The following is a 13,426-nucleotide window of genomic DNA, read 5'->3' as shown; positions in this document are numbered from 1 at the left end:
CAGACCGCCATGCATCCAGTCCGATTTCCCCGCTTGGCTGAAGTCAAGCGGGGAATTTTTCTATCAGGATACTCTCTATCACGCGTGATGTTTAAACCGCCAGCGCACGTTCTAACAGCCGGGCAACATCGACCTGGGCCGGGTCTAACATGCCCACCACTTGACCATGCAGGGTCTGATAACGGCTCTGGATAAAGGCCTGTGCCACAAAATCAGGTGCATGCTGGTTTAAGATGACCGCCTGTGCCAGCAGCACCAAACGGATTACCAGCGTACGTGCCATAAACTGCAAGGCTTGTGGGTCTGTCTGCTGGAACAGCTGCATCAGCGCCTGTAATTCCTGCTGTAACAGCGGCTGCTGTTGCACACCGTCGGCCAGCGACTGCAACAGGACCTGCATGGAGGCCGGATCACGCTGTATCGCGCGTAGCACATCCAGACACATGACATTGCCCGACCCTTCCCAGATACTATTCACCGGAGCTTCTTTAAAAATACGCGCCATGATGCCGTTGTCGACATAGCCATTGCCGCCAAAAACTTCCATCATTTCGCCGCTCAGCTCGACAGTACGCTTACACACCCAGAACTTGGCGGCCGGAGTCATAATCCGCTTCCAGGCCTGCGCCAGCAGCGTATCCAACTGATAGCACTGCGCCAGATAAAAACCCAGCTGCACCGCGGCTTCGGTTTCCAGTGCCAGATCAGCCAGCACCGCCTGCATCAGCGGCTGTTCAGCCAGCGGCTTACCAAAGGCTTTACGCTGCCGGGTATAGGCAATACATTGCACCAGCGCCTGGCGCAACATGGCACTGCTGCCGACCACACAGGTCAGGCGGGTATAATTGGCCATTTCAATAATAGTGGGAATACCACGGCCAGCTTCGCCAATCATGATGCCCCAAGCCTCGTGAAACTCGACTTCCGAGCTGGAATTGCTGCGGTTGCCGACCTTATCTTTTAAACGCTGGATATGAATCGTGTTCTTGCGGCCATCTTCCAGCCAGCGCGGCACAAAGAAGCAGGCCAAGCCATCCTGTTCGGTTTTGGCCACCACCAAATGCGCATCACACATCGGCGCCGAGAAAAACCATTTATGCCCGATCAGCAGATAAGGCTGGCCACGACCCGCTGCCCCCACCGGAGTGGCGATGGTTTCATTGGCGCGTACATCGGAGCCGCCCTGCTTTTCAGTCATGCCCATGCCCAGCCAGATTGATGTTTTCTGCGCCATTGGAATATCCCGCGCATCATATTCATTCGACAGCAGTTTATCGCCGAGCTGTTGCCACAGTTCAGGTTCACGCTGAATGAGCGGAATGCTGCCCAGGGTCATAGAAGCGGGACACAGATTGCCACATTCAACCTGACCACTCAGATAAAACCGCGCTGCCCAATCGAGCCAGCCAGATGCGGACTGAGGTTCAATAAAGGGATGGGCATGGGTCTGAAATTCCCGGTTCAGCGCCATCCAGTAATGCCAGGCCGGATGGAACTCGACCACATCCTGACGGCGGCCGCGAGCATCAAAGGCCTGTAACTGCGGGGTATGGCTATTGGCTAAATGGGCAGAATGATAAGCCTCTGCCGATCCGGCCTGCTGACCGAGTGCGCTAAGGCGTGCCTGATCCTGACTGCCATAGCGCTGCAAGATTTCCTGCAACACGCGGTCACTCGCAAACAGATTATAATCCTGACGTTCATCAAACTGATTCTGAATAGAATGGGTCATCCATGCCTGCATCGTTCATCGTTCCTGATTGATTATGATGATAGGCTTTCAGTATAAAGAATATTCACCCACAGCATGTTCGGTTTTCAGTCATGACCTCCCCCTCTGTACAGCTGCGGCGTAAGCCTCGCCAGTCCCGGGCCAAACAGACCCAGCAGGCACTGCTGGACAGTGTTGTTCGGCTTTTGCAGCAGCAGACACCCGCACAACTGACCATCCGCGAGATTACCGAGCTGGCCGGCGTCGGTCTGGGCACCTTTTATGAATACTTTGCCCAGAAAGAAGATTTGCTGGCCTGGGTAATCCACCAGCAGATTATCCAGCATGCCGGGGCGCTACGCAGTTATAACCAGCCACCACCGCAGTTATCCACAACTGGTGATATTTGCAGCGATATACTGACCCTGCTGCGCTTTCAGCTTGACCGTATCCGCAGCGAACAGCGGCTGTGGGCCAGTGTGTTTTTACTGGAACGCAGCCTGTCGAGCGAGCAGGCCTATCAAAAGCATTATCAGCTGATGCTGGACAGCTGGCAGCAGATTTTAAGCCGCTATACGCCTGAAACCCGCGAACGCTTGCGCTGTGCCGAAAACCTGCATCGCATCAGTTATGGCTTTATTTCACAAACCCTGTTAATCCAGCCCACATTTCAGGACTGGCCGCAACTGCAGGCCGATATTGAACTGGCCATCCAGCCATTTTTAGCCCGGCTCATCTCAACAAAATCCGACCAAAACACTCAGAAATCAAAACTTTAAGCTATCGATTATTCCTTTGAGCACTAATCGTTTTATCTATTTGAAAAAGTGTTATATTCGGTTTAAGTTAAATAAGAACCAAGTTGCATTTTTATGTTTTTTTATCCATCGTCATTCTGCCCAGCCAGCTATTGCAAGGTAGATTTCAATGATAAGGTGGGTTTATTTTTTATATTGATGACTTTGATAACGGTTAATTTCATGAGATGTCACCTGCCTGGAGAATCCAGCCCGTGTCCAACGTCAGCACATGAATACAATAACGGAGAACGATAATGAGCCAAGACTTTAAAAAATGTCCGGTCACCCACCTCACCACCGATGCCGGTGCTCCGGTGGTCGATAACCAGAACAGTATGACCGCCGGTGCCCGCGGTCCATTACTTACCCAAGATTTATGGCTCAATGAAAAACTGGCGAACTTTGTTCGTGAAGTGATTCCTGAGCGTCGTATGCACGCCAAAGGTTCAGGTGCATTCGGAACCTTTACCGTGACTCACGACATTACCCAATATACCCGCGCCAAAATTTTCTCTGAAGTCGGCAAGAAAACCGAAATGTTTGCCCGCTTCTCGACGGTGGCCGGTGAGCGCGGTGCTGCCGATGCCGAACGTGATATTCGCGGTTTTGCACTAAAATTCTATACCGAAGAAGGCAACTGGGATTTAGTCGGTAACAACACACCGGTGTTCTTCTTCCGTGACCCGCGCCAGTTCCCGGACCTGAACAAAGCGGTAAAACGTGACCCGAAAACCAACGTCCGTTCTGCTAACAACAACTGGGATTTCTGGACCCTGTTACCAGAAGCGCTGCATCAGGTGACCATTGTCATGTCAGACCGCGGTATTCCTGATGGTTATCGCCATATGCATGGTTTTGGCAGCCACACCTACAGCTTCATTAATGCCAACAATGAACGTTTCTGGGTCAAATTCCATTTCCGTACCCAGCAGGGCATTAAAAACCTGACCGATGCCGAAGCCGCAGCACTGATTGGCCAGGACCGTGAAAGCAGCCAAAATGACCTGTTTAATGCAATTGAACGTGGCGATTTCCCGAAATGGACCCTATTCGTGCAGATCATGCCGGAAACCGAAGCGGAAACCGTGCCTTATCATCCGTTTGACCTGACCAAAGTCTGGCCAAAAGGTGATTATCCATTAATTGAAGTCGGTGAGTTTGAACTGAACCGTAACCCAGAAAACTATTTCCAGGATGTGGAACAGGCCGCTTTTGCACCAAGTACTCTGGTGCCGGGGATCAGCTATTCACCAGACCGTATGCTGCAAGCGCGTTTAATTAACTATGCCGATGCCGCACGTTATCGCGTGGGGGTAAACCATTCCCAGATTCCGGTAAACGCAGCCCGTTGTCCGGTCCACTCTAACCGCCGTGATGGTCAGGGCCGTATGGATGGCAACTATGGCGGCTTGCCACACTATGAGCCAAACAGCTTCCAGCAATGGCAGGAACAGCCACAGTACCGTGAACCACCACTGAAAATCCGTGGCGATGCCGATTTCTGGGATTATCGTCAAGATGACAGCGATTACTTTAGCCAGCCGCGTGCCCTGTTCAACCTGATGAATCCTGAACAGAAACAGGCGCTGTTTGACAATACTGCGCGTGCCATGGGCGATGCCTATGACTTTATCAAGTACCGTCATATCCGTAACTGCTTTATGTGTGACCCGGCCTACGGCGAAGGTGTAGCCCAAGCCTTGGGGATGACCGTGGCAGATGCTCAGGCCGCTCGAGCCACCGACCCTGCGCTGGGTCAGCCAGGCGTGCTCTAAGCCTCTACACAGAGAGTTCAAGCCATAAAAAAACCACCTTCGGGTGGTTTTTTGTTGCAGGATTTAAACTTAAACAATCAGCTTCTTGCCTTCGCGAATGCAATAAAACGGATTCATCAGTTTTGAGGATTTACGCATGGCATTTTGCAAATCGACTTCCGGCTGTTCACGGCCTTCATCGGTGAGCTGGAAGGTACGGTAATGAATGGCCAGCGAACATTTGGAATGCAGGTCTTTATGCGCCTGAAAAGCATCTTCCGGATTCATGTGCATATAGCGCATCAGGTCCCGTGGCTCATAGGCACCAATCGGTAATAGTGCAATCCGCGGTGCGCCAATACGGGCATGGATTTCCTTAAAATGCGAGGAATAACCGGTATCTCCGGCAAAGAAGCAGTGATCTTCACCATGCAGAATCGAGAAACCACCCCAGAGGGCGCTGTTCTGGTCGCGCATACCACGGCCTGAACCATGCTGCGCCGGAATATAGACCAGTTTTAATTCATTAAATAGCGCCGATTGCCACCAGTCCATTTCCACCACATGAAAGTTTTTTGGCAAATACCAGCTGTTGCCCAGTCCGGTATAAATTGGCATGGCAAAACGGGCATGTAACCAGCGCAGGGTGGCCAGATCCATGTGGTCATAATGGTTATGGCTCAACAGCACCGCATGAATGGTCGGTAACTCTTCCAGGGCAATTCCAGCCGGGCAAATCCGTTTCGGACCTCTGCCCTGCTGCGGTCCGGCATATTCACACCAGACCGGATCGGTCAGGAAATTATAGGGGCCAATCTGAATCAGAACGGTAGCATGCCCTACAAACCAGATCTGCCAGTCATCCAGGCTGGCATTCGGACGTTCCTGCGGAATCGGACGCTTGCCTTCAGCGGGCTGCTCTGGTGTGTTTTCTGCGGTCCAGCTATTGCGTTTACGCTGTAACAGCCATTTCAGCAAATCACTGCGGCTACGCCCTTCGGGTGCCGGCACCGGATTGAAAAACTGGGCACCGTTATAATGCCGGGAAGGTAAAAACTGCAAAGCAGGCTGACGCCAGGCGTGTGACCAACATGTTTCGGTTGGTAGCTGAAAATGCTTAGGTTCCGCGTTTTGATTCATGTCAGTCCGATAAAAATTGAAGCACGTAGAGCAAATCCTGTGATTTATTAAGTCTTCATTACACAGGACAGCAAGTGCCGATGCAATATGCATAGTATCCAAAATTGTGGAATATTTTGTTTTATGTTTTTGTTGTTTTTAGCAAAAGCCAAAACAGCAGGAAGCGCATGGCTTCCTGTGCTGTCACCATTTAGAAAAATACTGACGCTGCCAGTCTTTCCAGAAATACATCACAATGCCCAGCATCACCACCGCAATCCCGGCCACCGCATGTGCACTGATATGCTCATGATTCAGGGTCGCTCCGAGTACCAGTGCAATAATCGGGGTCATCACATTGCTTAAAGAGACAGTGGACGCAGCCAGACGGCGAATCAGCCAGAAATAACACAGCATCGCCACAATCGAAGACATGATCATGGTAAACAAAAAGCCAATCATGGTTTGCATGCCCGGCCATTCGGTTGGCATATGTGACCAGATGAATGGCAACATCAGCATTGAACCCAGTGCCGAGACCAGCAAGGAACCGGTGGCCTGTGACATCGGACTCAGTGGTGCATTAATCTGCTTGACCCAGAAAATCGAGCTGATATACGACACCATGCTAATTAACATCAGCACAATCCCAATCGGGTTGATCTTGCTGTCTGCCGAGTCGGCAAAGACATAACTCAGCCCGGCCACCGCCACCGCCATGCCCAGCCATTGCAGGGCCACCAGTTTCTGGGTTTTTAAAATCACATGGCCAATTAAACCGGCAATAAGCGGGGAAAAACCAAAAATCAGTGCCATTAAACCCGAAGTCAGGTAATTGGCTGCCAGATAAATAAACAGCTGCGCACCAATCAGGTTCAGGCTGCCCGCCACATAACTTTTGAGTGAGGTTTCATCCAGCGGCAACGGATCACGCATCAGTTTCAGTAAAAACAGCGTAATCAGCGAAGCCCCGAAATAGCGGATAATCAGCACCCACATGGGATGGACTTCTTCCACACTCCACACAATCGCCAGCGGCGTGGTGGCCCAGATCAGCACCAGCAAGGCATAGATACTGGCGGTAACGATCATGGGAGATGAGTTTGAACTCATAGACAACTCAACTAAATTTGAAAACCATAAAATGAAGGCATCTTTATTCAAACCCATCTTGAAATAATGAGGATGACGACCTGAATGTCACCACGGAACGAAGAGAGACGCCCAAACAATGAAAAGAGTTTTGCCCTGCGAACTCAAAAATAAATTTTGAGGATTCTTATCAGCTTTAAAAAGTAAGACCTACCGACACAAAGTCATGTACAAATCACCATGCACATTGTGCTCATGTCTCGACATTAAAATAAAACAGCCATAAAAAAGCAGACCAAAGTTACCCAAGGTCTGCCCTGCCGTATCGCCGGATTATTTTACCAGCTTACGAAGATCCTGACTCAGATCGAGATATTTGTCAGCCTCAAAAGCCGCCTGTTTGCTGATCAGCTTTTTCAGGTGACGCATGTCTTTGGCTGCATTCACGGTAATCCCGCCAACGATCACGCCATCGGTGACACCAAACAATACGAATGATGATTCAGCACGCAGTTCAGGTTTAATCTCGCCACGCACATGCCATTCAGCCGCTGCCATATCACCAACAAACTGATAGTTGATGTCCAGCTGATCGGTCCAGAACCAGGCCGGGTTTGCCGCTGGATGTTCAACGCCCATCACGTGACGCGCGAAGATACCCGCTTGCAGGTTGGCATTTTCCCAGGTTTCAACGCGGCGGTGGTTACCACAGTCACGCAGTTGCGTGGCCACGTCACCCGCTGCATAAATATCCGGATTTGAAGTCTGGCAATTTTCATTGACCTTAACCGCAAAGTCCGCATCCAGACCGGCTTCAACGGCCAGCTGTGCATTCGGGATAATCCCGATGCCATAGACCACAGCATCTGCACGCAGCTCTTCACCGCCTTCCAGTGTTACCACAATTTCTTCGCCATCCAGCTTGCATTCTGCAATCTGGGTCGACAGGCGTACATCAACACCGGCCAGTTGTTGCTGCTGCAGCAGGAACTCGCTCAGGATGCGTGGTGATGAACGACCCATCACCATTGGACCCATTTCAATCACGGTCACTTCACATTCTTTAAAACGTGCGCTTGATGCAAGCTCCAGACCGATCACACCACCACCAATCAGGATGATACGGCGGCCCGGCTGTAATACCGGCACCAGCGCTTGTGAATCTTCCAGGTTACGCAGGGTGTACACGTGTTTACCCAGCGCATCGAAGTTGGGTAAACGACGCGCTGCACCACCGGTGGCCAGCAGTAACTTGTCATAAGCAACGACATCACCGTTTTGCAGTTCAACCGTTTTTGCCTCGGCATTGATTTTGGCCACACCGTTACCACGGATGGTTTCAACGCCCAGTTCCGCCAGTTTTTCTTCTGACAGAATTTCGATTTTGGTTTCGGCTGGTTTGAGAATCACATCTTTAGACAAAGACGGACGCTCATACGGCAAATGGGTTTCATCCCCGATCAGGGTGATTTTGCCTTCGTATTTGTTGCCACGTAATTCCAGAATTGCGCTGGCACCGGCCTGACCTGCACCGACAATCACGATGCTGTTTACATTGCTCATTCAATTAACCTTTTAATTCTGCAGAAACGATACCGAAACCGGCAATCCACTCGCTGATTTCTTCATAGCAGTGGGTGGTCATGTCATATTCGCCCAGCTCATGCAATGCAGCAAATGCCGCCATCCATGAACGGACTTCCTGACCGCCACGGCCGCCATCACGACGGATTTCCGCTTCAGTCATGGCTTCCAGTGCTGCGAAATCTGCCTGCTTGAATTTCTCCAGCAAAGCAATATCCCATTCCGCATTCAGCGGGACTGCCACAGAAGTATCCCCCGCGGCCAGCTTCTGACCCACGGCAATAATTTTTGCCTGACGGGCTTCACGGGCTTCCGGGGTCGGGTTACGACCGGCAATCAGGAATTCTTCCACTTCTGGTGGTACCGAACCCATTTGCGGGGTTGGTGGATCGTGAGACAGACCACCCGTACCCAGAACCAGTACGCGTTCGTTTTCAAGATTCAGTGACTTGATAAACTGACCGACCGCACGACCTAAAGCGATGGTACGTTTGGTGGTTGGCATTGGTGCAGCTGCACCATTAATGAAAACTGGAATAGTAGGATAACGATCGAGCTGACCACCACACAGGAAATGTAATGGCTGGGTCACACCGTGGTCGGCCTGCATACGATACGAATAGGCTACATCCACGCCTTCATCAAGGACACGGCGGACCAGATTGAGTGCAGTCTCTTCAGGCACATCAATCTTGTTGTTGTCTTTACCGTAGTCCCAGTCACCTGCTGCAGTGGCACGAATGCCGACACAGAAACTTGGCATCAGGTCATAGAAGAAACCATTGAAATGGTCTGGACCAAAGGTAATGATCAGGGTTGGATCGTAGGCTTTGACTTCCGCAGACAGTTTTTCAAACGCCTGACGAACAGCTTGTTCTTTGCGTTGTTCTTGCGGAGTGGCAAACTCCATTAAAGGACTGTGCGATGCACAAATAAGTTTAACGGCCATGTGTGACTCCTAAACGGAAGGCAGCCAAAAGGCTGCCGGGTTAGTCCATTATGTTTTAAGGCGTGAATTACTCGTCAAAGAAACCGGCACGTGGTTGACGTAAACCACGAATGCCCAAGCCACATTCCGCGTTAATCAGCACGCCGGTCAGTGGACGGTTATTTTGACGTGAAGCCAGCAGCACATATGAACCGGTCATATCTTCTGGTTCTGGCAAGAAGTTCAGTGGCATACCACGGGCAATTTTCTCAGGATCACGTGCATCGAGCAGGCCAACATTTTCCTGACCGAGTGATGCCGCGCCTTTGATATTCACATTCATGGCAGACGGTGCCACGGCATTGACACGAACTTTTGGCGCTAATTCATAGGCCAGTTCTTTCATGATGCCTACACCGGCATGTTTGGATGCGGTATAAACAGGACCACCGCCCGATGAATACAGCGCAGAGTTCGATAAAGTGAAGATAATTGAACCTTCAGACTTGATCAGTTCGTCTAGCGCTGCTTTGGCACCCAGGATCAGCGACTTGGTATTAATGCCCATGATTTCATCAAAGGCTTTATCCAGTTGCTCACCCGAGGTGTTGACGATATCGGCATAGTGATCCCAGATACCGGCATTACCCACAAAACAGTCAAGCTTGCCAAAACGCTCAACGGTCGCTTGAACAGCACGGACATTGTCTTCATAGTTGGCAACATCACCAGCGATTGCAAGAATTCGGTCACCGAAGTGTTCCTGTAAAGCATCAACTTTAGACTGAGAACGCTGAAGAACGGCCACCTGTGCTCCTTCTTCTAAAAAACGCTCAACCAAAGCCCAGCCTAAACCCGAACCACCACCAGTGATGAGTGCAACTTCGCCTTTTAGCCAACCCATGATTACTCTCCTGCCATCTCTACGTATAACGCGCCATCTTCAACAATCACTGGGAATGTCTGGATTGGATCTGTTGCTGGCAAGCACAGTGCCTGACCAGTTTTCAAACAGAAACGTGCAGAGTGCAGCGGACATTCAACTGTACCGTCGTCTTCCAGATAACCTTCAGACATCGACGCATTACCATGTGAACAGCGGTCATTCATTGCGAAGAATTCACCGCCATTGTTGAATACTGCCAGCGCATCGATACCGTTTACGCCGCAGTCCACTTTCAATGCTTCGCCTTCGTCAAGCTCGTCAACTTGGCAAACAAAAATCTTATTCATTAGAAGAACACACTCAGGTTATGTGAGTTATAGGTAACTTGGTCAAGCGTGATCTTACGGTTGAAGATCTGGAAGCCTAAGCCGCCTTCAACTTTACGGATCTTGTCATGACGCTTACCACAGTAAATCGTAACGTCTTTCTCTTTTTGGGTACGGTACAGTAAATAAGTCACGTACACATCGTATTCGCCTTCTACTTCAGACGCTTCAACAATCACGTTAGACACCATGTGAGTCGTACGTGATGGAGGCTCTTCTGCCCAGGCCATACCGGTTTCAAGACGGGCAACACGACGTTCCAACAGATCTTTCGTATCGTTGAACACCCAAGTCGTCGGTGGTTCAACCGAACGACGACGGTCACGGGTTTGTGCGTTTGGTGTGGTACGTAGCGTATAAGAAATATCTTCAGCTAGCGTGTCTAACCACTCGCGGAATTTCCAGTCATCAAGAAGCTTGGCTTCTTGATACAGGAACTGACTGATCTGGTGATGAAGTTCTAAGCTGATTTGACTCATTTCATAAGCTCCTTCTCGTATTCGTCAGCCGCTTTTTCAACGTCTTCCCATTTTTCATGGATCAATAAATCTGCCCAGCGACGGTACATACCGCGTGCTGCAGTTTCAGAGAAAATGTAGTTGGTGATGCCCGGGATACCATCTTCACGTACTTTCTCGTTGCCTTTACCCATCTCAACGATCAATTTGTTTTGACGTGCTTTATAACCACGTAAAACTTTCTGAATCTCGATCCAGTTCTCAGAGTCATCTTGCTCCAGGAAGCCGGCAGGACCGAATGCACGCGTTGCAGAGCGTTCAAACGCTTCTTTCACTTCTTGAGACGCTTCAGCATCGGCAATACAGAATGCCCAAACTTCAGTTTTGTTTGGACCACGTGGGTGCCATACGCGAAGTGTTGCAGTACCGTTCAACCAAGACAGTGTCGGGAACATGGTGTTGTGACCTGCAAGACGCAGCGCACGTACTTCACCTAGACGCTCTTTTACTTCTTCATACGTTTCGCGGAAGTAGTTGGCCACTTCACCGTCAACCCAAACGTTTGCATCTGGTTTCTCTGTGAAGAAGAAGCCTGAACCGTGACCACGTGAACCGTATTGCAGTGCATCTTTTGCAGTTTCCCAAACTGGACGAGCCGTTTGAGCAGCACCTAATTTCTTGGTTGATTCGTCGTCTGGTTTCGCGCCAAGTACCTGAATCGCAGATGCGTGAGAGAACAGGGCGTGGTATTGGTCAGATGCAAACTGTTCAGCTGCAAATTTCCAGTTACACTCGATTTCCCACTTGTGTACACCACCGATGATTTCAGTACCACCTGGACGACGGTCTACAACGCCATCAAGATACCAAGCGATATCACCCATGTATTCTTCTAGATCTGGTGTGGTTTCATCCCAGCAGCCGAATACCAGGCCTTTGTAAGACTTCACACGGTTTACTTCAACCAGACCCCATTGCTCTTTACATGCACCATGCGGGTAAGCACGATCTTCAAGCGGGATGTCTTTTAAAGAACCGTCAATACCGTAAGACCAGCCGTGGTATGGGCAAGTGAACGCACGGGTATTACCACAGTCTGCGAAGCTTACGCGCATAGAACGGTGACGGCATTGGTTTAAGAATGCTTTGATCGAGCCATCTTTTTGACGTGCCACAATGATCGGATCTTCACCCATATAGGTATTGAAGAAGTCGCCCGCCTTAGGAATTTGGCTTTCATGGCAAAGGAATAACCAGGTACGACCAAATACACGTTCAAGTTCTAACTCGTAGATATCTGGATCAGTATAGATAGATGGCGTAATACGTCCATTTTGTGCATCGACTAAAGCGTCGATTTCGCGCACATCAATTTTTCCACTCATTGAAAGCTCTCCTGTGACCGACACAACGGCACAAAATAAATAGACTCAACTTTGCATGGATAATGATTTTTTAGCGGGGTTTAGTGAAATATTTTTTTTGTTTTAATTAAGATATTTTATCAATTACTTATCGCTTATTTCTCTTTATTAAAGCATTAATAAAATTTGAAAGCCTATTTATTTCCTAAATGGCAGAATAATCTTCACCTAATAGTTGATTATAGATTATACTCTTAAGACATGATAGTTAGACATTTTTTGAATTAATATTTTGGAATGGGTTTATGGAATTACGTCACCTTCGCTATTTCATTACCGTGGCTGAAGAACTGAACTTCAGTAAGGCTGCCTTGAAGCTCTACACAGCCCAGCCTTCTTTAAGTCAACAGATTAAAGACCTCGAAGAAGACGTTGGCGTAAAACTGTTACACCGGACCAAACGTAAGGTCGAACTGACAGAAGAAGGCGCAGTGTTTCTGGAACAGGCGCGCTTAACCCTGGCTCAGGCCGACAAAGCCGTGGCTATGGCGCGTCAGGTGTCCCAGGCCAAACAGCAGATGCTACGCATTGGCTTTGTCCCGGTCGCGGAAATGAAGATTTTCCCGTATGTATTACCGAATTTGCGCGTACAGAACCCCGATCTGAAAATTGAATTGCTCAGTATGAACAACAATGATCAGATGAAAGCCATTAAAAAAGGTGAACTGGACATCACCTTTACCCGTCACAACTTTAACAGTGATGAAATTGAAAGCCAGTTCGTGCTGCGCGAACCACTGATTTTCATTTTGCCAAAAGACCATCCACTGGCCAAATACGAACGTATTCCAGTCAAAGCCCTCAACGGTATTGATTTTATTATTCCGGCCGCCGAGCAGTCGCAGAATCTGCACGACATGATTCTAAACTTTGCCAAGACCAATGGTATTGAATTTAATATTGTGCAAAAAGCCGACAACATCCTGTTCAATATCAACTCGATTGGTATGGGACTGGGTTGTACCATTTTGCCGGGCTACATTGCCCCGCTGACCATGAACAACACCATCATCCGTCCGCTGGATATCGAACTGCCTTATCTGGACCTGTATGTCAGTTACCGTAAAAACAGCAACTCGCCATCGGTCGACAAGTTTATGGAACTGTTGACCCGGGTGTTTTATCTGGATATTAACCGCGATTAAGCCGCGCTTTGGCTGACTGCCTGCCAGCATCATTATTTCGAGACTAAATAATGGTGCTTTTTTTATGGCCAATTTGCTGGCTTTTTAATCAGATTAGACTTAAGTCGCAGGCTTTTTTGCACCATTTTTTATCATTTTT

At 49.3% G+C, this 13,426-nt stretch carries 12 protein-coding genes; 3 read left to right on the top strand and 9 right to left on the bottom strand.

The annotated features are described in order from the left end of the window. Window positions 1-91 precede the first annotated feature (91 nt). On the bottom strand, window positions 92-1,744 hold the full coding sequence (locus F905_RS14035) for an acyl-CoA dehydrogenase family protein (RefSeq protein ID WP_005182019.1): 1,653 nt from the start codon (window positions 1,742-1,744) through the stop codon (window positions 92-94). 80 nt (window positions 1,745-1,824) lie between these two features. Between F905_RS14035 and F905_RS14030 the strand changes: the two genes are divergently transcribed. Continuing rightward, the gene (locus F905_RS14030; RefSeq protein ID WP_005182016.1) at window positions 1,825-2,490 is read left to right on the top strand and encodes a TetR/AcrR family transcriptional regulator; all 666 of its coding nucleotides are present in this window, start codon (window positions 1,825-1,827) and stop codon (window positions 2,488-2,490) included. A 275-nt stretch (window positions 2,491-2,765) separates the two neighbouring features. Continuing rightward, window positions 2,766-4,286, top strand: a complete 1,521-nt coding sequence (locus F905_RS14025; protein ID WP_005182013.1) for a catalase — start codon at window positions 2,766-2,768, stop codon at window positions 4,284-4,286. Between the two features lie 69 nt (window positions 4,287-4,355). Here the strand turns inward: F905_RS14025 and F905_RS14020 are convergent, their stop codons facing one another. The 8 genes from F905_RS14020 to hcaE form a co-directional block, all read right to left on the bottom strand. Next, entirely contained in the window at window positions 4,356-5,405 is a 1,050-nt protein-coding gene (locus F905_RS14020; protein WP_005182011.1) for an MBL fold metallo-hydrolase, read from the bottom strand. Window positions 5,406-5,588: 183 nt separating this feature from the next. Beyond that, window positions 5,589-6,497 carry a DMT family transporter gene (locus tag F905_RS14015; protein WP_005182008.1) on the bottom strand — a complete coding sequence of 303 codons (909 nt, stop codon included), beginning with the start codon at window positions 6,495-6,497 and terminating at the stop codon, window positions 5,589-5,591. A 312-nt stretch (window positions 6,498-6,809) separates the two neighbouring features. Further along, window positions 6,810-8,039, bottom strand: a complete 1,230-nt coding sequence (gene hcaD, locus F905_RS14010) for a 3-phenylpropionate/cinnamic acid dioxygenase ferredoxin--NAD(+) reductase subunit (RefSeq protein WP_005182007.1) — start codon at window positions 8,037-8,039, stop codon at window positions 6,810-6,812. A gap of 4 nt (window positions 8,040-8,043) precedes the next feature. Further along, entirely contained in the window at window positions 8,044-9,009 is a 966-nt protein-coding gene (locus tag F905_RS14005) for a 3-carboxyethylcatechol 2,3-dioxygenase (protein WP_005182005.1), read from the bottom strand. A gap of 67 nt (window positions 9,010-9,076) precedes the next feature. After that, window positions 9,077-9,892 carry a 3-phenylpropionate-dihydrodiol/cinnamic acid-dihydrodiol dehydrogenase gene (hcaB, locus tag F905_RS14000; protein ID WP_005182001.1) on the bottom strand — a complete coding sequence of 272 codons (816 nt, stop codon included), beginning with the start codon at window positions 9,890-9,892 and terminating at the stop codon, window positions 9,077-9,079. Between the two features lie 2 nt (window positions 9,893-9,894). After that, on the bottom strand, window positions 9,895-10,221 hold the full coding sequence (hcaC, locus tag F905_RS13995; RefSeq protein WP_005181999.1) for a 3-phenylpropionate/cinnamic acid dioxygenase ferredoxin subunit: 327 nt from the start codon (window positions 10,219-10,221) through the stop codon (window positions 9,895-9,897). Beyond that, entirely contained in the window at window positions 10,221-10,739 is a 519-nt protein-coding gene (hcaF, locus tag F905_RS13990; RefSeq protein ID WP_005181997.1) for a 3-phenylpropionate/cinnamic acid dioxygenase subunit beta, read from the bottom strand. The genes hcaC and hcaF overlap by 1 nt, the downstream gene beginning before the upstream one ends. Then, complete coding sequence (gene hcaE / locus F905_RS13985) at window positions 10,736-12,103, bottom strand: 3-phenylpropionate/cinnamic acid dioxygenase subunit alpha (RefSeq protein WP_005181982.1); 1,368 nt, start codon at window positions 12,101-12,103, stop codon at window positions 10,736-10,738. Before hcaE ends, hcaF begins: the two co-directional genes overlap by 4 nt. Window positions 12,104-12,387: 284 nt before the next feature. Here hcaE and hcaR point away from each other — a divergent pair, with 284 nt between their 5' ends. Beyond that, entirely contained in the window at window positions 12,388-13,287 is a 900-nt protein-coding gene (gene hcaR / locus F905_RS13980) for a DNA-binding transcriptional regulator HcaR (protein WP_005181980.1), read from the top strand. Window positions 13,288-13,426 lie beyond the last annotated feature (139 nt).

Origin of the sequence: Acinetobacter sp. CIP 53.82 (genome assembly GCF_000369465.1) — a bacterium.
Classification (GTDB): domain Bacteria; phylum Pseudomonadota; class Gammaproteobacteria; order Pseudomonadales; family Moraxellaceae; genus Acinetobacter; species Acinetobacter indicus.
This window is presented reverse-complemented; position numbering and strand designations above follow the sequence as displayed.